This is a genomic window from Hymenobacter sp. BT491 (assembly GCF_014349165.1).
GTDB lineage: Bacteria > Bacteroidota > Bacteroidia > Cytophagales > Hymenobacteraceae > Hymenobacter > Hymenobacter jejuensis.
The window spans coordinates 893,135-914,450 of sequence record NZ_JACSJJ010000003.1; the positions used below are offsets into that span (position 1 = coordinate 893,135).

General features: G+C 57.3%; 14 protein-coding genes. 7 read left to right on the forward strand and 7 right to left on the reverse strand.

What is annotated here, in order from left to right; genetic code table 11:
• Nucleotides 1–16 precede the first annotated feature (16 nt).
• Nucleotides 17–2,266, reverse strand: a complete 2,250-nt coding sequence (locus H9I52_RS15325; protein WP_187454546.1) for a T9SS type A sorting domain-containing protein — start codon at nt 2,264–2,266, stop codon at nt 17–19.
• Nucleotides 2,267–2,358: 92 nt separating this feature from the next.
• On the opposite strand from H9I52_RS15325, the gene murF reads away from it, so the two are divergent.
• Complete coding sequence (murF, locus tag H9I52_RS15330; RefSeq protein ID WP_187454547.1) at nt 2,359–3,660, forward strand: UDP-N-acetylmuramoyl-tripeptide--D-alanyl-D-alanine ligase; 1,302 nt, start codon at nt 2,359–2,361, stop codon at nt 3,658–3,660.
• Nucleotides 3,661–3,867: 207 nt separating this feature from the next.
• Here murF and rfbC read toward each other — a convergent pair whose 3' ends face one another.
• Both rfbC and H9I52_RS15340 read right to left on the reverse strand, forming a co-directional pair.
• The gene (gene rfbC / locus H9I52_RS15335) at nt 3,868–4,410 is read right to left on the reverse strand and encodes a dTDP-4-dehydrorhamnose 3,5-epimerase (RefSeq protein ID WP_187454548.1); all 543 of its coding nucleotides are present in this window, start codon (nt 4,408–4,410) and stop codon (nt 3,868–3,870) included.
• 47 nt (nt 4,411–4,457) lie between these two features.
• On the reverse strand, nt 4,458–5,600 hold the full coding sequence (locus H9I52_RS15340; RefSeq protein ID WP_187454549.1) for a glycosyltransferase family 4 protein: 1,143 nt from the start codon (nt 5,598–5,600) through the stop codon (nt 4,458–4,460).
• Nucleotides 5,601–5,729: 129 nt separating this feature from the next.
• On the opposite strand from H9I52_RS15340, the gene H9I52_RS15345 reads away from it, so the two are divergent.
• The 5 genes from H9I52_RS15345 to ppk1 all read left to right on the forward strand — a co-directional run bounded on the left by H9I52_RS15345 (nt 5,730) and on the right by ppk1 (nt 12,358).
• Nucleotides 5,730–6,116 (forward strand): c-type cytochrome, encoded by a 387-nt coding sequence (locus tag H9I52_RS15345; RefSeq protein ID WP_187454550.1) that lies wholly within the window; start codon nt 5,730–5,732, stop codon nt 6,114–6,116.
• Between the two features lie 65 nt (nt 6,117–6,181).
• Nucleotides 6,182–7,510, forward strand: a complete 1,329-nt coding sequence (gene hflX / locus H9I52_RS15350; RefSeq protein WP_187454551.1) for a GTPase HflX — start codon at nt 6,182–6,184, stop codon at nt 7,508–7,510.
• A 695-nt stretch (nt 7,511–8,205) separates the two neighbouring features.
• Nucleotides 8,206–9,468 carry a M43 family zinc metalloprotease gene (locus H9I52_RS15355; protein ID WP_187454552.1) on the forward strand — a complete coding sequence of 421 codons (1,263 nt, stop codon included), beginning with the start codon at nt 8,206–8,208 and terminating at the stop codon, nt 9,466–9,468.
• Between the two features lie 175 nt (nt 9,469–9,643).
• On the forward strand, nt 9,644–10,138 hold the full coding sequence (locus tag H9I52_RS15360) for a SixA phosphatase family protein (RefSeq protein ID WP_187454553.1): 495 nt from the start codon (nt 9,644–9,646) through the stop codon (nt 10,136–10,138).
• 90 nt (nt 10,139–10,228) lie between these two features.
• Nucleotides 10,229–12,358, forward strand: a complete 2,130-nt coding sequence (ppk1, locus tag H9I52_RS15365; RefSeq protein ID WP_187454554.1) for a polyphosphate kinase 1 — start codon at nt 10,229–10,231, stop codon at nt 12,356–12,358.
• A gap of 110 nt (nt 12,359–12,468) precedes the next feature.
• On the opposite strand, the gene H9I52_RS15370 is transcribed toward ppk1, so the two are convergent.
• Nucleotides 12,469–12,885, reverse strand: a complete 417-nt coding sequence (locus H9I52_RS15370; protein WP_187454555.1) for a cupin domain-containing protein — start codon at nt 12,883–12,885, stop codon at nt 12,469–12,471.
• Nucleotides 12,886–13,046: 161 nt separating this feature from the next.
• On the opposite strand from H9I52_RS15370, the gene hmpA reads away from it, so the two are divergent.
• Nucleotides 13,047–14,255 (forward strand): NO-inducible flavohemoprotein, encoded by a 1,209-nt coding sequence (gene hmpA, locus H9I52_RS15375; RefSeq protein WP_187454556.1) that lies wholly within the window; start codon nt 13,047–13,049, stop codon nt 14,253–14,255.
• Nucleotides 14,256–14,417: 162 nt separating this feature from the next.
• On the opposite strand, the gene H9I52_RS15380 is transcribed toward hmpA, so the two are convergent.
• The 3 genes from H9I52_RS15380 to H9I52_RS15390 form a co-directional block, all read right to left on the reverse strand.
• On the reverse strand, nt 14,418–15,656 hold the full coding sequence (locus tag H9I52_RS15380) for a hypothetical protein (protein ID WP_187454557.1): 1,239 nt from the start codon (nt 15,654–15,656) through the stop codon (nt 14,418–14,420).
• Nucleotides 15,657–15,955: 299 nt separating this feature from the next.
• Entirely contained in the window at nt 15,956–17,098 is a 1,143-nt protein-coding gene (locus tag H9I52_RS15385) for a DUF6268 family outer membrane beta-barrel protein (RefSeq protein WP_187454558.1), read from the reverse strand.
• Between the two features lie 138 nt (nt 17,099–17,236).
• Nucleotides 17,237–21,142 carry a metallophosphoesterase gene (locus H9I52_RS15390; protein ID WP_187454559.1) on the reverse strand — a complete coding sequence of 1,302 codons (3,906 nt, stop codon included), beginning with the start codon at nt 21,140–21,142 and terminating at the stop codon, nt 17,237–17,239.
• Nucleotides 21,143–21,316 lie beyond the last annotated feature (174 nt).

Sequence of the window (21,316 nt, forward strand, 5' to 3'; positions counted from 1 at the left end):
TTACAAGAAACACAACTCATTGCACCACAACGCGTTGCACGACCGGCACGCCGCTAGCTGATTCGGCCCGGAGCAAGTATACGCCGGCCGCCAAACCCATTAGGTCCACTGAGTGCGTGCGCGCCAGCGCCGGCACGGAGCGCACGGTGCGGCCCGTAACATCGAGTAGCGTCAGGCGGGTAGGCTGGGCCGTTTCGGCGGTAAAAGACGTGCTCGCGGGGTTCGGGTAAATGCGCAACGCCAGCGCCAGCGCGGCCGCCGTTGGGGAGCTCAGCACCCGCCCGCGGATGCTGAAGGCCGAAATTCCGCCGCTTTCCAGCCCCACAAACAGCTCCGGTGCCCGGTCGCCGTTCAGGTCAGCAACTACCGGCACCAAGCGATTTTTGAAGCCCTGACCCAAACGAGCGGCTTGGTATTGATCGGTTAAGGCATTGTAAAACAAATCGGTACGGGCTACAAAGGGTGGCGCTTGCGCCCGGTAGTTGGCGTACAGCTTTACCTGCCCTTCGCCGTCGGCAATCAGCAAGTCGGGGGTGCCGTCGCCGTCGAAATCAGCTACTGCCGGGGCCAGATTGTACGGCTGCGCGCCCGTCGTCGAGCGGATTTTGCCGTAGTCGACATCCGCCAACACAAAGGCTTGGCTGAGCGGGCCGGTGCCCGTGTTGCGGTAATAACGCAGCCCCGAATTGGTAACGTCTACCGCATTGGTTCCCAGCAACATATCCGGTTTCCCGTCACCGTTTACGTCGGTGAAGCAGGGCGAATCGTTGGGCGTGGCGGTAGTTATTGTGGTAAAATATTCGGGCGCAGCGGCATCGAATACCGCTGCTTGGCCCGCCGCCGCTTTGTTGAGCAGGTAGCCAATCTGGTTAGAAGCCGCGCCCAGTCGCAGTCCTGAAAAGACCAGATCGAGCGCCCCGTCGCCGTTCAAATCAACTAATACGGGTTTCAAGGCTGCGTATTTTCTTGCCACAAACCCCAGGTAGTCAGTTGATTGACGCTGAAACACAGGCGTGGTTGCTGTGCCCGTATTCCGGTAAAACGCTAGCGCAGCCCGGTAAAACCCGCCGGCATTGGTACGGTTGGTGCTGCCCACCAGCATGTCTTGCAGGCCATCGCCGTCGAGGTCGCCGAAGGTGGGAACTGCGCCCTCGCTGAAATCCAGCATGTCGCGCTGCAAAAAATCGGGCTGGCGGTAGACGAAGTTGGGCACGTTGCTCGCGCTCGTGTTTTCGTACAGCCACACTGATTGCACGGTGCTGACGGTATCGGTATTGTCGACCAGATTAGGCGCCACCAACAGATCGGGGCGGCCATCAAACGTCACGTCCAGCGAATATGCCGCCGGAAAATTGGGCACGCGCGCCGGGGTAGTGTTTGAGGGAAAACTGGTATTTAGGCTACTGCTGCTCATGGCGGCCAGCGTGCGGGTGCCCTGGTTGGTCAGGCTCACAAGTTCGGCGCAGTTGTCGCGGCCGGTCAGAATATCTTGGTCGCCGTCGCCGTCGAGGTCCAAGGTGAGCAGGTTGTGGCCGCCCGTATGCTGGGGCTTGGCGGCCAGCTTGCAGGCACCGTTGAAAGAAAACGACGTGCACGACGTAAAGCAATTTGAAATATTGCCCCAATACGTGCTTTCCTGCGCAAATTGCAGTCCTCCGCAAGTGCTTGCTGGTGAAGTATTTAGATACAGCTCCACGTACACGCTGTTGACGAAGTCGAAAGTCAGAATATCGAGCTTGCCGTCGCCGTTGATGTCTTGCACCGCGGGCATGTTGTAGCCGCCCGTGTTGATGTTGCCTTGGTTGACCGAGTTATTATAAAACAGCAGTTGATCGGAAACCAACTGAAAAGTAGGTGCACCGCCGGTTCCGGCTACGTTCCGAAACACCCGAATGTCGCCGCCGTTGGCGAAGGTGAAGATATCGGGGCGGTTGTCGCAATCGTAGTCGCGCAGCAGCACCCACCCGCGCAGGTCGGCCGGAAACAAGCCGGCGTATTGGGGGGCGTACTGCCAAGTGCGCGCACCGGTGGCATCGGCCACACTCAGAAACGTAAGCGAACGGTTGGTCGCACGGTCGAAGGCGTAGAGATCGGGCTGGGCATCGCCGTTCAGGTCGATGCTGGAAAACTGCGGCGAGTTGAGGCCGCCGGCCCAGGGGTTGCGCAGCGTCTCGGTGCCGTGCACTACTTTTGCCAGTTGCGGTTGCGGCTCAAAGCCAAACGCTGGCACCGACTGCGCGGCGGCCATGCTAGGCAGCATCGCCATAAATAATTGAAATACAAATAGTTGGCACCGCAGCATTGACAACAAGATTATTCTTCGTAACAACAACTAAAGCCTAAAGTACCAGAATCAGTATGGAAGATACAGCGGCGCTCTACGCCCGGTTCCAGGAATGCTCCGCCGTCAGCACCGATTCGCGTCAAGAGCAGTCGAATACCCTGTTTTTTGCCTTAAACGGACCTTCGTTTCGGGGCCGTGATTTTGCGCCGCAAGCCCTGGCCAAAGGGGCTCGCTACGCCGTCGTCGACGATGCCGATTTGGTGGCTACTGACCCGGCGCATTACACCTACGCCCCCGACCCCTTGGCGGCCTTGCAACAGCTGGCCCGCCACCACCGCCAGCAACTCCGGATTCCGGTGTTGGGCATTACGGGCTCCAACGGCAAGACAACCACCAAAGAACTGGTTTACAGCGTATTGTGTCGCAAATTTCAGGTACAATACACCAAAGGCAACCTCAACAACCACATCGGCGTGCCGCTGACGCTGCTCAGCATTCGCCCCTACGAACACGAGTTGGCGATTGTGGAAATGGGCGCCAACCACCAGGGCGAAATCGCGCTGCTTTGCTCGATCGCCGAGCCCACACACGGCCTGATTACCAACATCGGCAAAGCGCATCTGGAAGGCTTCGGAGGCGAAGAGGGCGTGGCAAAAGGCAAAGGCGAACTGCTGCGCTACTTGGCTGATATGGGCGGGACAGCCTTCGTCAATACCGCCGATGCGAAGCTGCCCGCCCTCGCGGCCGCGGTGGCCGAACGCATCACGTACCCAAACCCCGGCGATACGTACCCCGCGGAACTGCTGGCGGCGGCTCCGCACGTCGTATTTCGCCTCTTCGACGGCACCGAAGTAGAAGCGCAAATCACCGGTGGCTACAACTTTCTGAATCTGGCGGCCGCCGCTGCCGTGGGAGCCTATTTTGGGGTTACTCCCGCCGATATTGCCTCAGCGTTAGCCAGTTACGCCCCTACCAACAACCGCTCGCAGCTTGTGCGCACGGCTCGCAACGAAGTAGTACTGGACGCCTACAATGCCAACCCATCGTCGATGGCGGCAGCCATCACCAGCTTTGCCAGCCGCCCCGGCGCGGCCGCCGCGGATAAGGTTGTGATTCTGGGCGATATGTTTGAGTTGGGCCAGGAAAGCGAAGCTGAACACCGCGCCCTTGGCGAACTACTTGCTAATCAGCAATTTGGCACCGTATTACTCTGCGGCTCCGATATGCGCTATGCTGCCTTACGCCCCGATTTTCAATATTTCCCCACGAAAGCCGAAGCTGCGCAACACCTTGTTAATCAGAAACTTACAAACAAGCTCATTTTAATAAAAGGCTCACGAGGCATGGGCTTAGAAACGCTCCTTGAGCTTGTCTAAACCACGGATTTGGGCGGAGTCGTCGGATTTCACGGATTTGGTGGACAGCCTGACATAATTTACAAGCATCTGATAATTAGACATTTGTCAAATCAGGTAGTTGCAAAAAAGTCCCCGCTGCATGTGCAGCGGGGACTTTTTTATTAACAATAAATTGCGCGGCCCACAAAATCCGCGGAATTCGGCGCCTCCGCCGCAATCCGTGGTTTAGAAAGGAGAGTCGAAATCAGCCAACAGAGGCAGGATACGGTCTTTATCGGAAACGGTGGCGTTGTTGAGATCCCAGTTGATGCCCAACGCCGGATCGTCCCAACGCAGACCACCTTCGGCGCTAGGCTGGTAATAATCAGTGCATTTGTATAAGAAAAGCGTGTCATCTTCCAACGAGGCAAAGCCGTGCGCAAAGCCTACGGGTACGTACAGCATGTTATAGCGGGAAGCATCCAGCTCCACGGCCACGTGCTGCCCATACGTAGGCGAATCGCGCCGAATGTCCACCACCACGTCCAGAGCCCGACCGGCGGCTACGCGCACCAGCTTGGCTTGCGCGTGCGGCGGCCGCTGAAAATGCAGGCCTCGCAACACACCCCGCGCCGACTTCGACTGGTTGTCTTGCACCCAATTGCCTACGACGCCGGCTTCACGCATCAGGCGGTCGCTAAACGATTCGAAAAAAGCGCCACGGGCATCGCCGAAGACGCGCGGAATAAACTCTACGACACCTGCCAGTGCGTGTTGGATGACTTGCATGTAGCTACGTTATTCTAAGTTATTATCAATCAGTTTTTTACAAATCTCTACGACACTGCTGCCGCGGCTGGTTTGGCTTTTGTACCGACTTCGCTGACGAGACGAAGGTACTTCTCAAGCACAATTCGCTCGTCGAATTTTTGCTCGGCCAGCTGCCGGCTGGCTTTGCCCATAGCGGCTAGCTGAGTGGGTGCGAGGTGCAAAACCTGCTGCATCTTTTCGGCCAGATCGGCGGCGTTACGGACTTTGCAGAGCAGACCGTTCAGGCCATTGACTACGGTTTCGCGGCAGCCGGGCACGTCGGTCGTCACGATGGGCTTGCCCATGGCGGCGGCTTCGAGCAAGGTTTTGGGCGTGCCCTCGCGGTATGACGGCAGCACCACGCAGTCGGCGCGCCGGATGTGCTCGGCCACGTTGTCGGAAGTGCCAAGGTATTCGACGTTGCCGGCCTGCAGCCATTCTTCCAGCACAGCCTGCTTCACGCCAATGTTACCCGATTCGTCGATGCCGCCCAGAAGCTGCACCCGCGTACCGGGCACGGCGGCGCGCACCAGCCGGGCGGCTTCAAAATATTCTTCCACGCCCTTTTCGTAAAGGACGCGCGCAATCATCAGAAACGTAAATGGCTCATTGCGAACGAATTGCGCAGCTGGTTGAAACCGCTCGGTGTCGATGCCCGAACCGGGCAGCAGATCGGTAATACCGGGCCTCACCAGTCCATTTTGCAGGAAAAGCTGTCGGTCGTCGTCGTTCTGAAAAAACACGCGATACGGAAACTGAAACGCAAAGCGATACAGCCCCAAGGCCACGCGGCTCACCAAGTTCTTGATAATGAACACTGTACCCAACCCCGATACGTTGTTGATGCTGGGGATACCCGCAATCCGGGCCGCCAGCGTACCGTAAATATTGGGCTTGATGGTGTACTGCAACACTACGTCGGGCCGCTCGCGCCGGTAAATCTGGTAGAAGCGCCGCGTGAGCAGCGCATCTTTTACGGGATTAGTCCCTTTATTTTCCATCACAATGGGCACGTAACGGCACCCAAGTTCTGTTTCAAGGCGGGCGGAATAGGCATCGGGCGGCGCAATGGCCAGCACCTCATGTCCGGCCGCCTGCAAGGCTTTAACCAGACTGCGACGAAAATTCCAGATATTCCAGGAGGTATTAATGACGATAGCGACGCGCATGCAACAGGGTATTTCAGTCGGCAAAGGTAACGGTCAGCAACTCAAGCCACGGCGTACCCCGCCGAAGAATGCGCGGGCCGCGGCGCTTTGGTTACTTTGCAGTCTGTTTGAACGTTGCGATCAGCCCTTATGAAATGCTTCTTTCCAGCCTTGCTGCGTGGCTTACTGCCCTTGGGCATAGCCTCCGTTGCCTTTTGGGGCTGTAGCTCTACCGACACTACCCGCGCCGAGCCCGCCGCCCCTGACCCCGCCGCCCCGGCGGCCATCGTCAATACGCTGGAAAACGATGCCCTAGCGGCGGGCCAGACGCTATACGCGAGCAACTGCGCTGTGTGCCACGGCGACGACGGCCGAAAAGGTCTCAACGGTGCCCACGACCTCAGCAAAAGCAACCTAACGGCCGCCGGTCGCGTGTACCTTGTTACCAACGGCTTGGGCAAGATGCCGCCCTTCAAAGGCCGCCTCAGCGAACAGGAGATTGAGCAGGTCGTTGCTTATTCTCTGACGCTTCGCTAAATGGCTGCCTGGTCTCCGCCGCACGCATTTTCCGGCGACGGAGCTTATCCTTTTATCTAAATCTAATGGCAAAAAAGACCAAGTCACATAACTGGAGCCCCACCAACAGCACCCGGCACCCTAACGCCGACGATGCCAAAGCAGGCGCTTACCTTCCTACCAAAGACCCCACGAAGGGCACTTACGAAACTTCTACCGAGCAGGAAACTGCGGTGCTGGTGGCCGTTCCGGATAAGCGCCAGGCCGATACCAAAACCCAAGAGTACCTCGACGAGCTAGCTTTCCTGACCGAAACTGCAGGCGCTATCGTCACCAAACGTTTCGTGCAACGCCTCGAAAAGCCCGATACCCGCACGTTTGTGGGCGAAGGCAAGCTGGCCGAAATCAAGGCGTATGTGCGGCACACGAAGGCCAGCATGGTTATTTTCGACGACGACCTGTCGCCTTCGCAGCTGCGTAACCTTGAGGCCGAATTGCAGGTTAAGATCGTGGACCGTTCGCTGCTGATCATCGATATTTTTGCCCGACGGGCAAAATCAGCTACGGCTCGCACTCAAGTAGAACTGGCTCAGTATCAATACCTTCTGCCACGACTCACTGGCCTCTGGACGCACTTAGGCCGGCAACGTGGGGGTGGCGTCGCTCAGCGCGGACCGGGTGAAACCGAGATCGAAACCGACCGCCGCGTGGTGCGCGACCGCATTGCGCTGCTGAAAGAGAAGCTCGAAGACTTTGAGAAACAGAGTAACACCCAGCGCAAGTCGCGCTCGGGCATCGTGCGGGTGGCCTTGGTAGGCTACACCAACGTGGGCAAGAGCACAATCATGAACCTGCTGTCGCGCTCCGACGTGTTTGCCGAAAATAAGCTCTTCGCGACTGTCGACTCGACGGTGCGCAAAGTGGTGCTGGAGAACATTCCTTTCTTGCTCTCCGACACGGTTGGATTTATCCGCAAGCTGCCTACGCGCCTGATCGAGAGCTTCAAATCGACGCTGGACGAGATCCGGGAGGCCGACTTGCTGGTGCACGTCGTGGACATTTCGCACCCCACGTTCGAAGAACAAATCGAAGTGGTGAACGATACCCTCAAGGATATTGGGGCTGCCGATAAGCCTATGTTACTGGTATTCAACAAGATCGACCAATACAACCACGAAAATTCCGCCGACTACCACAGCAACTTTGAGGGCATGAACCCCGACGAAGATCACGTGCCTCGGCCTACGTTGGAGCAGCTGCAAGCCACGTACATGGCCAAAATGCACGACCCGGTTATCTTTATTTCGGCCCAGGAGCGGCAGAATATCGACGAGTTGCGGGCCTTGCTCGTGCGCCATGTGCAAGCCATCCACGAAAAGCGCTACCCCAATCAACCCGTTCCCGACCTAGATTAATCTCCTTGACAAAAGCCCGCTTAAATAGTGGGCTTTTTTTATATCTACCTATATATCAAAATATTATGCTCAAAATTATGTACATTTAGATTCGTAGCCGGTACTCATCTCAGCAAACTAGATTAGATCAAATCACAAGTACTAAAAATGCTATTTTTCGCCTAACTGCTTGCATAGAGAATTGCAGAGTTAACTTTTTTTGTAGATTGCAAGGCCTGCTGCGAACGGTCGTTCGTTTTTTGCTCTTGGCAGCACCCCGGCAAGCTATGCTCCTTATAATTTCCCCCTTGTGTATGCGCGGCCTCTGCGCTGATTATCCGTTACTCTACCACTCCAGATAACCCAGCTTTCCGCTCCCAGGCATGGCCAGTGTTGCAGCACTGCCTTCGCCTTATCTTTCACTCACCACCCATAAAAAAGCCTCCCATTATCGGGAGGCTTTTTTATGCACTTCAGCAAACGTTTTCTGCTAGTTCAACAATCCACTAGACAGCTAATGGCATAATGCAATATATATTTATTAAGTACAATTATAGCTCAAATCAGCTTAATACGAGGTTTGTAATATTTATGTTTTATAAGCATGATTAATTGGTAAAATGACAAATAGTACAGATATCATTATTTATATTACAATGCTATCACGCTTCTGCCCTATTTTTCATTTCACTTCCAATCCAGTTGTTCTTGATATTATGAAAAAAGCGTTTTACTCAGTTTTCTTGACTTTCTGTGGACTCGGCCTAGCCGTGTCGGGACATGCCCAAGACCGGCACTATACCCCACCACAACCCAGTTTGCCGGGCCGCCAATGCGCCACGATGGAGGTATTGGAGGCGCAGCTAAAGGCCGACCCCGATCAGGCCAAGCGCATGGAAGCCATCGAGGCGCATGCCCAGCGCATGCTCAGGGCTGCCTCGCTGAGCGGCAAGCCTGCGGGAACCCCTACGGGGCCCATCATTATTCCGGTAGTGGTGCACGTGGTGTACAACACGGCGGCACAGAACATTTCGGATGCGCAGGTGCAGTCGCAGATTGACGTGCTCAACGAAGACTTCCAGAAGCTCAACCGCGATGCCAACAAGACGCCAACGGCATTTGCGGGCGTGGCGGCGAGCGCCGGCGTGCAGTTTGTGCTGGCTAAGCAGGACCCCACCGGCAAGCCCAGCACCGGCATCGTGCGGACGGCCACCAAAACCGCTTCGTGGGGTACCAACGACGCGGTGAAAAATGCCAAGCGCGGCGGCGACGACGCGTGGCCGGCCGCGCAGTACCTAAACATTTGGGCCTGCAATCTGGGGCAAAATCTGTTGGGCTACGCGCAGTTTCCGGGCGGCAAAGCTGCTACCGACGGCGTCGTGATTCTGTATTCGGCATTCGGCCGCACGGGCAACCTCATCCAGACATACAACTTGGGTCGGACAGCCACACACGAAGTGGGCCACTGGCTGAACCTGCGCCACATCTGGGGCGATGCCAGCTGCGGCGACGATCTGGTAAGCGACACACCTACTCAGCAAACCGCCAACTACGGCTGCCCCACATATCCGCACGTGACCTGCTCCAACTCCGGCGATATGTCGATGAACTACATGGACTACACCGACGACAAGTGCATGTATATGTTCACGACCGGCCAGGCGGCGCGCATGAATGCCCTGTTTGCCAGTGGTGGGGCGCGTGCTTCGCTCGTGAATTCGCCCGGCGATACGGCCCCGCTTGTGGCCGGCACTACGCGCCTCGATGCGTATCCTAATCCTACCAGCGACGTGCTAAACCTGCCCCTAAAAAACGGCCAGGATTACACCGTGAAAGTGTATGACCTGCGCGGCTACGAGGTAAAGAACATCGCCTTCGATGGTAAGCAATTGCAAGTGAGCGCTTTACCCAAAGGCCTGTATTACCTTACCCTGACCAACGGCCAGCAGAGCATTCGGCAGCGGTTCCAGAAGGAATAAGCTCAGCTGTAGAGCCGTTGTGTTGGACGATCCGCTTCTGCTTTTTTGCAAAAGACCCGCCCCATGGGGCGGGTCTTTTGCGTTCCTATTCTAATTTGTGCTAACTCCCACCCTCATCATAACCATTTGCGGGAGGCAGGAGTAAAGAGGCCTGCCCGCACCTACCTACTGCCGCATGAAAACCTTGTATCTGATGCGCCACGCCAAATCGAGCTGGAGTTTTGACGACCTGAGCGACCAAGAACGTCCGCTCAACGACCGGGGCCGCGACGACGCCCCGTGCATGGGCCAGGCGCTGGCCAAGCGCGACATTCAACTCGACTTACTGATCAGCTCGTCGGCGGTGCGGGCCATGAGTACGGCGGCGCTGGTCGCCCGCGAGCTGCACTATCCGCACGCCCGCATTGAGGTGCTGGACCGCATCTACCAGGCCGAAGTAGACGACCTGCTGGACATCGTGCGCCAATGCCCCGACGACGCGGATTCGGTGCTGCTGGTGGGGCACAACCCCATTATTACAAATTTTGCCAACTCACTCTCGCCCAACCAGATACCCGAAATGCCGACGGCCGCGGTAGTGTGCTTGAAATTTGCCGTCGATCGCTGGGCCGACGTGGCACCGGAAAACACCGAATTCTATTTCTACGACTATCCGCGCAACCAGAATTAAACCTCGTCTGGACGGAACACTATCAATATAACGCATTAATATACAATAACTTATAATTACTCATGTGCCATTCCATTTTTTGAGTTTCCTATGAATTCTCCCGTGCTGCTCAACCGTGAGCTGAGTTGGCTTGCCTTTAACTACCGCGTGCTTCAGGAGGCGCAGGACGCCAACGTGCCGCTGCTGGAACGCATCAAGTTCATGGCCATTTTCTCGTCCAACCTCGACGAGTATTTCAAGGTGCGCGTGGCCACGCTGCGGCGCTTGGTAAAGCTCAAGAAGAAAACCCGCGCCAAGCTGGGCGAAGACCCGGCCGAGCAACTCGACCATTTGCTGGAAGAAGTAAAGCGGCAGCAACAGGCTTTTGGCGATACGTTTCGCAACAGCATCCTGCCCGCTTTGCAGCAGCAGCACATTCACCTGGTTTCGGAGCACGACCTGAGCGAGCCGCAACGCGAATGGGTGCGGCAGTATTTCCGCGACAACGTGCGCGACCTGCTCTCGCCCGTGGTGCTCGACGACTTGTTGCACCACCTGTTTCTGAAAGACCAGACCGTGTACCTCACCTTCTACCTCACGCACCCCATCGAGCGCCGCAAGCACGACGATGACGAGCGGGTGCTGGTGATGGAACTGCCCACCAAGCGCCATGGCAGCCGCTTTGTGCAACTGCCCAGCGAGGGCGAGGAGCGCTACGTGATGTTTCTGGACGACGTAATCCGGTGCGGTGCCCACGAGCTGTTTCCGAAATACGAGCGCGTACAGGTGCACGCCATCAAGCTCTCGCGCGACGCCGAACTGGACATTCAGGAGGAGGTATCGGGCAACCTGATGGCCAAAATCAAGAGCAGCTTGCAGAAGCGCGAAACCGGCTACCCCGCCCGCCTGCTCTATGACCCCACCATGCCCAAAGAAGTGCTGCGGGCCGTGATGCAGAAAACCGGCATCGGCAAAGACGAACTGGTGGAAGGCAGCCGCTACCACAACTTCCGCGACTTTTTTGGGTTCCCCGACCTAGGCTTGTCGCACCTCAAATACCCGGCGCATCCACCCCTGCCCCACCCCACGCTGCCAAAAGGCAAAGGCCAGATGCTGACTGCCATTGCCGAGCGCGACCACCTGCTGAACCTGCCCTACCAGTCGTTTGAGTACGTAACGCGGTTTTTGCAGGAAGCCGCCGTCGACCCGCACGTCAGTAGCATCCAGATCACGCTCTACCGCGTAGCGGCCAAGAGCGAAGTTGCCAAGGCCCTGCTCAAAGCCGTCAAAAATGGCAAGCAGGTAACGGTAGTCGTGGAGCTGAAAGCGCGTTTCGACGAAGAATCGAACATGTTTTGGGCCGAAAAGCTGCAAAAAGCCGGGGCTTACGTCATTTTTGGGATGCCTGAGCTGAAGGTCCATTCCAAGCTGTGCCTCGTCACGCGCAACGAGCACGACCGCCCCAAGCAGTATGCCTACCTGAGCACGGGCAATTTCAACGAAGTCACCAGCCAAATATACGCCGACCACGGCCTGTTCACAGCCGATCAGCGCCTTACCCGCGAAATGGGCGAGGTGTTCCGTTACTTCCACGACCACCAGCCCAAAACCGGCTTCGAGCAATTGCTGGTTGCGCCTTTTGAGCTACGCAAAAAACTCAACTCTTTGATTGACAAGGAGATAAAACTAGCCAAGGCCGGCAAAGATGCTTATATCATCTTGAAGCTCAATGCGTTACAGGATGAGCAAATGATTCTGAAGCTCTACGAAGCCGACCAAGCTGGCGTGCGGGTGGAGCTGCTCATCCGGGGCATTTCGTGCTTGGTGCCGGGGTTGGAAGGCCAAAGCGCTAATATTCAGCAGCGTGGCCTCGTAGACCGCTACTTGGAGCACGCCCGCGTGTACGTGTTTGGCAACGGCGGCGAGGAGAAAGTGTACGTAGCCTCGTCGGACTGGATGTCGCGCAACCTCGACCGCCGCGTGGAGGTCGCCTTCCCCATTCTCGACCCCAAGCTGCGCGCCGAAGTCCGCCACCTCCTCGATTTACAGCGCCAAGACAACGTCAAGTCGCGCGATTGCCACAACAACTTTCTGGGTCAGGAAGACCCTAATGCGCCGCAGGTGCGGGCCCAGTTTGCCACCTACGACTATCTAAAAAAGCTAGGCAGCAAACCGGCTCCCAAGCCCAAAGCGGCCCTGCCAGCGCCTGAGACCCCGAAACGCAGTCATAAAGCCAAGTAACGCCCCCGCTTTTGTCAAGCCCCGAACCTAGTAGGTTCGGGGCTTGACTGTTTAAATGCTGCCCCGGAAAAAGCACCGCCACGGCCCTGCCAGCCAGTGCTAGCAGGTAATTACATTGCTTTTACGGGTATGGCTATGGTCAGTAGAAACACGGATTCCTGCCGGGCCACCACTCTGTGCGGAACGCCCGGTGGCAGCGTCAGCACGTGGCCCGTCTGCAGGTCAGCTGACTGCTGCTCGGTGTAAAAGCTGATGTGGCCTTCGAGCACCTGTACGCTGAGGGTGCCCGGTGCGGTGTGCGTCTTCAACTCCGCTCCTTCGCGTAAGGCCATCATTACCAGCCTCACACCTTCCGATTTAAACAACACGGAAGAACTGCGGTCGCTGGTTTGCCAGGCCGGCGCTTGCAGGAGCTGGAGCTTGGCCGCCACCAGATCCAGTACGGTGAGGTCGGCAGCCAAAATAGGCTGCGAGACGCTTTGCGGGGCGTCGTTAAGACGAGGTGAAGCTTCGGAGGCGGAGGTCATAGCAGAATGCGTTAGGTAGAAAAGCGCTGCGAAGGTGGCCCCTCCGGTTTTCCGTTTCCCTGTGGAAGATCAGGCAGGAGGATGATTTTTGTCAGGTTCCGGCCTGGGCGGCGCCCCGACCTTTGCGGCGTCATTGAACAGTACGACCTGAATTGCCCCTTATGACTCCCGACCAGAAAGCCCTCGTTACGGCTACCGTAGATACCCTGAAAGAGCACGGCGTGGCCCTAACCACCCATTTTTACCGCCGCATGTTTGAGCACAACCCCGAGTTGAAAAACGTCTTCAACATGGGCAACCAACAGAACGGCAAGCAGCAAATGGCCTTGGCGCTGGCCGTGCTGGCCTACGCCGAGCACATCGAAGATCCGTCGGTGCTGGTGCCAGCCGTGACCAAAATCGGGCACAAGCACGTCAGCCTCGACATTCGGCCCGAGCACTATGCCATCGTGGGCAAGCACCTGCTGGCCTCCATTGCGGAAGTGCTGGGCGAAGCAGCCACACCGGCCCTACTCGATGCCTGGGGGACCGCTTACGGCGAGCTGGCCGCGCTGATGAGTGGCTTGGAAAGCGGCCTTTACCAGAAAGCCGTCAGCCAGGATGGCGGCTGGACGGGCTGGCGCCCTTTCACGGTGAAGCGCAAGGTGGAAGAGTCAGCCGAAATCACGTCCTTCTACCTCTACCCCACCGACGGGGGCAAAGTGGCCGGTTTCCAGCCGGGTCAGTACGTAAGCCTGCGGCTGTTTCTGCCCGAGCTGAACCTGTTTCAGCCGCGACAGTACAGCCTTTCCAGTGCCCCAAACGAAGAATACTACCGCATCTCTGTGAAAAAGGAAGCCGGCAACCCCAGCCATCCTAGCGGCATGATTAGCAACCGCTTGCACCAACACGTACAGGAGGGCGACATCGTGGAGGTAGCCCCGCCGGCCGGCGATTTTACGCTGGAAACCGACAAGCAGACGCCCGTGGTGTTCGTCAGCGGCGGCGTGGGCCAGACGCCCCTGCTGAGCATGCTGGAATATCTCGTCACGACGGACAGCAACCGCGAAATCGTGTGGGTGCACGGCAGCCGCAACACCAAAGTGCATGCCTTCCGCGAGCCGGTGGCACAGTTGGCCGCCCGCCACGGCAACGTGCACAAGCACATTTTCTATGATTCGCTGGAGCCCGACCTGCAGGTCGAGGGCCACTACGAAGGCATCGTAGACCTGCAACAGCTCAACGGCGGCACACTCCTCCGGGAAGCCGACTATTACGTGTGTGGCCCGGCCCCTTTCATCCGCAAGCAGGTGCAGGACCTGGACGCACTGGGCGTCCCGCGGGCGGCCATCCATTTTGAGGAATTCGGACCGGCGACGCTGAGCATTTAGCACCGACTCGATAGCCGATGGTAGGTTAGAAGACGAAAAGGGCTACCCAATTAACTTAGGTAGCCCTTTTCGTAATCCTCTAATAATCTGACACTTAGTTATGCTACCCAAAAGAAACTGAGAGTAACCCGTATTCTAGGTTCCGAATTTCGCCTTGCTGCGCTAGCCCACCCAGCGGCCCACCGAAAACGACCACAGATACGCCATTTGCATCAGCAGGCTGCAGCCGTAAAGCAGTACGCGCCCCCAGCGCGTGCCCGCTACCACCCACATCGAGCCATACACGAGCACAAACAAGGCGTACAGCAAGCCTGGTACCGGCCCAACCGGCGATAGCTGAATCACGAATTCGCGCTTGCTAAGCATGCCCAGCAGGCCCGTTATGATCGCTATCGGCACGAGCAACCGCAGCGCCGAGCGCCAGCTGGGAGCCTGCGTTGGCAGAAACTTATTCAGCAGAACCAGGAAGAATGGAGTGCCAAAGACGTAGCGGTGCATGCTAATCAGGGAGGTATTGCCCTCCGGCCCAACTGAGGCAAACAGCACGGCATGCACCGTAGCCGTACCCAAAAAGACCGCCGAAAACAGCTCGGCCGGCGTGGGGGCTTCCTGTTTGTCGCGTAGTACCACCAGCAACAGCTTCCAGCAGGCCCACAGGCCGGCCGAGATGCCCGTCAGGAAGGCCAGCCCGTCGAGCCACAGGATGCTGTTGCTGGCACTGATAAAGGGCACTTTGGTCAGGCGCAAGTGATGGTCCCAGCCCAGCGACTGCGCTTTGCTGTACGCAAACCACACCCCGGTCTGAGACCACTGGTACACCATTACGCTCACCAAACCCAGGCCGGTCAGGGCGCCGTACGGGACTATGCGCCGCGCCCGCACCCAAAACGAGCGCGGCTCCTGCCAGGCCGCCACGGCTTCTACCACAACCAGAGCCGGCAGGTAGAAGATGGCCGTAACGCGGGTGAGCGCCCCCATCAGCATTGCGGCTCCCTGCCCTACCCGTTGCGAATAAGCCAGCGAAATCAGGACCAGAGAAGAGCTTAGAAAGAAAAGTGCCTCAGTATAAGGCAGATACAAAAACATAACCGACGGCAGCGCCGAATACAGCCATAGCGTGGTGAGGCGTATCTGCAGATACCGCCGCAACAACCACATAGCCGTTATGGCAAGCCCCATATTCAAGAGGCTCATTCCCAAGGCGTTAAGCGAGAGCATACGCCATACCACCGGAAGCAGCGGAAAAAAGCCCGCGTTGCTCATGCCGCGCGGCTTGAATTCGTAGCCATTGGCCCGGATCGAATCGTACCATTTGGCATCCCATTCTACCAAGCTTGTATGCTGCTGGCCCAGTGACAGATAGAGTGCTACTAATGCCCCCACGATCAGGATGCCCTGCAACGCAAACCCTATGGCAAAGTACCGGCTATTGGGCCACCCTTTGGAACGGACTGATTTTATCGGGTAACTTTTTGTGCTTTTAGGGGGTGCGAAGGGAGCGGAGGCTTGAAGTCCGTTGCTCATGCAAATAAGTGTTTATAGTTCAGTAAGGTCAGAGCGTATAATAATTGCAATATATAATTGAATATTATTAATAACAAACCTGTATTCAGTAACTAAACGCAACCGTAAAGGTCTGAAAAACCCCGTACGGATGCTGTGCGGGGCATTTCAAACGTTTGTAATTTTTCGTCGAATTGTTACTCGCTCGCCGTCTTTTTCAGAAATTTTCTCGGGGGTACCAAAAACAGCTCAACGGCAGCGTAGGGGGCACCGCCCAGCGAGTTGGAAATAATCTTAGGCCGGGTACCGCCGCCTAAGCTGAAGAGGCTGCTCTTGTTGCCCTCCTTGTCGAACGCGTTGAACGAGTAGTTGTAGCGGTAGCCACCTTCTAGGCCAAACCAGATGAAATCATAGATTTCGCGCTCCAGCCGTAACCGCCCTTTCACTTCTGTTTCGCGCACGATCAGGGTCTGGAGGCCGTTGGCCAGCTTTTCGCGCAGGTTGATGTTGTAGTTAAGGCCATCGACGGTGTAGCCCGCCAGCAGCAGCGTGCGGGGGCTCAGGTTGCGGCGCACGGTCACGCGGGCCGGAAACAACGCTTCCACGCCCCAGCGGTCGTTGAAAGTGCGGTTGTAGATTACGGCCGGATAAATGCTTTGCCGGCCAAATGTGTAGCCCAGCTGCAGACCCACGCCCCACGAAAACGTCGCGCTCCGCTTCCAGCCGTAGAAAAACTCGCCTGATACCTTCAGATAATCCGGAATGGTTAGCTCCGAGGAGGTGTAGTCGCCGTTGAGTTCGCCTTTTACGCGGCCCAGAAACCAATGCACCTCGTCGATGGGGCGGATAACGGCCAGCTGCGTGCCGAGCGTTTTCAGGCCCTTGTCTTCGAGGTTGCGATAGAACGCCGAATTATCGGGGGCCGCGAACTGAAATTCTTCCCGGTCATAGTTGAAGCCCAAAATCACCTTCAGATGCGGGTGGTTCCAGACCGGGATATAGCCTTTGATAAACGCCCGCCGGTTTTTGACGGCTGTGGTGCTCGTTTTGGCCGCCGGGTCGCGGTCGCGCAGGTCGGTTTTAACGGAGAAATTCGCCAGTCCTTCCAAGTGCGCCACCACGCCTTTGCTAGGGCCCATGCCCACGACGGTTGGGGTTGCAAATTCCTTATTACTACCCACTTGATCAACGGCAGCGGTATCAGTAGCCAGCGGTGCCGGCGGCGGGTACACGGGCGTCGTGGGGCGGGTTACCTGGGCGTAGGCCGGACAAGCCGCCCCGAAAGCCAAGGCAGTCAGCAACAGGAAAGCAGAGCGGCGGAAAGCGGTAGAAATACTCATAAAACAGCGGGTGTAGCCTGCGAAGGAAAAGTTGGGTCCGGTACTGAGTCAGTGAGCTAAGCCGCCATTTCGGGCTAAAAACCGACGGCTTTGCTTCACTATACCATTTTTACAATTGATTATGAATCAATTATTTACCTAGAACAGAAAATCGAAACCGATGAACACGAGCTTTTCTTCGCCCACTGAATACGTGGCGTTGACCACGGCTTGTTTGAGGATGTCGACCCAGACGCCGCCGCCCAGCGCTGTGTGTAGGGATTTTAGGCCGGTGCGCTCGTCGTTGTTGCTGTATACGCGCGCCGCATCGGCCAGCCCCAGAATGCCAAACTTACCGGGCAGCAGGTACGCATTGAACGTAAAGAGCTGAATGCGAGCCTCTAAGTTGCCGTACAGCGAGCTTTGGCCGGCGTAGCGCGTGCGCCGATAGCCGCGTAAGTTGGTGGTGCCGCCCAACGTGTTGGCTTGGTAGAAGCGGTAGTCGCCGAAGTTGTGCGCGCCGCCCAAGCGCCCTGCCCACGTCAGCTGGAAGGGGAAATTGGGGCTGATGTAGAAGCGGAATTCGGAAGTGAGGCGGCCGTAGTTGAGCTTATCGCCGTTGAGCTGGCGGTTGTACTGGGCTTCGTTGTACCAGCGCAAGCCAATGCGCGGGTTTTTGGGCGAACTGGCCGCGTCGATGTTAATGTAGGCCCGGCCGCCGAGGTAGCGGTTGAGCTGAAAATCGGACGCCCGCACGCCGATGGCTGCGCCGCTTACGCCGTTGCCGTCGGCGTCCAGCCCTTTCTGAATTTCGCTACCCAAGTCTTGGCTTGATACCCGGAATTGGTCGTACTGCGGCCCAATGCCGATTTTCAGGAAGCTGAACACATCCTTTTCGAGCACCGGCGAGAAGTAGAACCGCGAAAAGCGGATGCGGTACGTATCGTTGATGTCGCGGTTGCGCACGCGTTCTTCGCCGTTGTCAGCCAGCACGTTGCGTGTATCATTGCCTTCGCCGAAATAGTTATAGAGCAGCTGCGGGCCGTAGAGTTGGGCCGTTACCTTCAGGTCGAACTTGCCGATGAGGTCGGTGAAGGCCCCGAGGTAGCGCACGTTGTAGGCATCGCGCGAGGGCGCCCAGTTGGCGGCCAGCGACTGCTCGGTGGCAAACGGCGTTTTGCGGAAGCCGTAGGTGCGGTAGGTGGCGCCGCCGCCGATAAACAGGCCGTCGTCGATGTTGTAGCCGAAGTAAGCCGTCGGACCGAAGTAATTGAGCTGATAGTCTTTGCGGTCGGTACGGTTGGGGTAATCGTAGCGGCTCACGTCGATGCCGGGCTCCAAGCGCAGGCGCGTTTCGCGGCCAGGGATGATCACATTGTTGGTATCGGCGTCAAAAACCTGCGTTTTGTGGCGCCGCAGAAAGCCGCCGACGTGCGACGTATCCACAATGGAGTCGCGCTCGGTGCCCCCGATAATGCGCACCAACGGCCCGCTCGGTGCACTGCCCGACACGGTGTAAATATCCTTGCCCGAGAAGCCATACAGGCGAATGTCCTTGGTTACATTGCCGTCGAACGTCTTGTCGAACAGGGTTTTGCTGAGTTCCCCTTCCTTGTTGATTTTGGTAACGACTACCTGCGTTTTGTTGCCATCCAGGCGGCGCACCTCAAACTTTTCGCGCTTCGAGCTGCCTTTTACTTCCACCACGCGGTTGAGCACGTCGTAATAATTGGCCGCCAGTTGGGGCAGCAAGTCGCGGCGGCTCTTGAGCTTGGCCGCGATTTCGGGGCCGTGCTCGTCGTAGATCTGCTTGGGCCAGTTGTCGCGCAGGGCTTTGTCAATCACCTCGTTGGTGAGGCTGGCCTTCATCTTCTCCGCAATCTTCACCCAGTCTTCCTTCGTCACGGAAGCCAAGAAAACCCGGTCATTTGCTAACGCCGTGAGGTTCAGGCCTTTATAATCAGCGTAGTCGTAGCCAAAGTTCTGGAAGTTGCGAATGGCCCACTTGCGCGAGGCCAGGTACGGAAACAGGCCGTCGCCCTTGAAAAAGGCAATGTCGCGGTCTTCGGGCACGGCCGTAAACTTGCGGTCGCCGTCATCATCTTTCTTCTCCGCCCAGCGCCATTGGTCTTCGTGGCGGTCCCAGTCGCCGATCCACATGTCGAAGAGGCGCGAGCGGGCAAATGCTTTCTCGTTCACGCGGTTGTCGTTGTCGTCGCGCAGGCGTTCCAGCACCTTGTCGGTGCCCACGAGGTTGGTGGCATTGCCCAGCGACGCAACGTCACTTTGGTTATCCTTGGCGTCTTCCTCCAAAAAGCCCGTCGTGTTGGCAAAGCGGTCGTAGTACTGTTCCAGCAAGGGATCTTGCGGGATGTAGCGGATTTCGGGGTTGGTGTGCAGAATGCCCGCCGCCGTAGCCAGCGGCGGAATCACGATGGCGCCGAACGGGTGCTGCGCCGAAATCTGATCCTGCAAAATGTCCTTGGCGGCACCCTTGCGCAGGGCTTCCGGCAACACGGCCGCCGGGTCTTTGTTGATGCCGCGCAACGTATAGTTGCGGCCCTCTTCGTTGCGCACTTTCAGCGAAGCTGTTTGCTTGCCGCCGCCCACTTTGTAGGGCATCAGGCCACCTTTCTCGGTAGCCATGTCGAGTACCGGAAAGGTAACGGGCGTGCTCCACTCCTTGCGGTAATGCTCGCCGAACAGGAAGCGGTGAAACTTGCCGTGTTCGTTGTATTCGGGGTTCACGGCCACCGTCACGGTACTGTCGCGGAAGTTGGGGCGCTTTACATTCTTATTGCCTTGTATTTCAGCCACTTGTGCAGCCTGCTGCGCGTACAACGGCGTCCGGAAAACGAGCCGGCCGTTTTCGCCTTTGTCGTTCGGAATCCAGAATTCGGTCCAGGCCTCGCCGTTGTCGTAATAGTTGACGCGGGCAAAGCCTTTCTCTTTGTCCGAAAACAGCGCCTCGCCGCCGGGGCCTGGCTTTACGTGCTGGGTTTTGCAGCCCGAGCCGCTCACGATGCAGCTCAGGTTGCCTTCCTTGAAGAACTGCAGGTTATGCTCGTGCCCGGCCGCATACACGATGTTGGGGTACTTGTTGAAGATATCCAGCAACCCCTTGCGGTAAGCCTGGTAGAGCGGGTGCGGAATGTCTTGGCTAACCCCACCGTATTTGCGCGCAAACGGATACACCGACCCGATGATGGGCAGGGGCAAAAATGCGTATTTGAAGACGATGGAAAGCGGGAAAAAGTGGTCGGCGAGGGTGAAGTAGCCGCCGTGAATGCCGTCGGAAAACAGCGGGTGGTGGCCCACCACCACAATGTTTTTGCCGGCGTTGCGCTGAATAATATCTTCGAGCTGCGTGAAAAAGTCAGTTTCGTTGGCCACGCCGCAGCCGCTGTTCGAGCCGTAAGGCCGCTCTTGGGTTTGCAAAAACCACTGTGAGTTGATGGCGATCATCACGATGTCGTCCTGCAAGCGCACCTCAAACGGGCCGGGGCAGGCGTTCTGCGGGATGAAAAAGTCGCCGGTATACTCGAAAGCCGCCGAATCTTTGGTCAGGTAGTCTTCCACGAAGCGCTGCTCGCGGTTTACCTGATCAACGGCGCCGTTGAGGCCCTGCTTCCAGTCGTGGTTGCCCGGGATCATGTATTTCTCGCCCTTGTAATCGCGCAGAATATCGAGCTGCCGCGTCATGCGCTCCTCCGACACTTTGCGGTCGAGGGCGCCTTCGGGGGGCATGCCGTACTCGTATACGTTGTCGCCGAGGTACACCACGGTGCTCTTATCGCCGGCGGCCAGCATCTGCTTGCGCAGAAAGTTGAGGGAGGGCTCTCCGCCGTCGGCTTCGGCAATGGGCTTGCCCACATCTCCGATCAGAAAGACCGAGTAGCGGATGTGGCTGCTGTCGGGTGGTGTTTTCGACTCCCACTTTTCGCCGCCGCGGCGGTAGTTGGGGCGGGTGGGGTGCGGCGTTTGGGTACTCTTCTGGGCCCAGGCGGACGGTGCACCCCAACCAGCAAGTAGCAGCAGGCAGCAGGACAGGAAAAATCTTCTCATACAGAAGCAGGAATCAAAATACAGACGGAGCTTTCGGCTCGCACTACGTGTTAGCAAGGAAACGAAAATGTTGGGGTAAAAGATTGTATAACTTACCTTCTCGTCTCCATCATTCATTTGCAGCCGTTGCGGGCTGTGGTGCGCTGCCCTACGCAAACATTCGCGCGTCGGTTC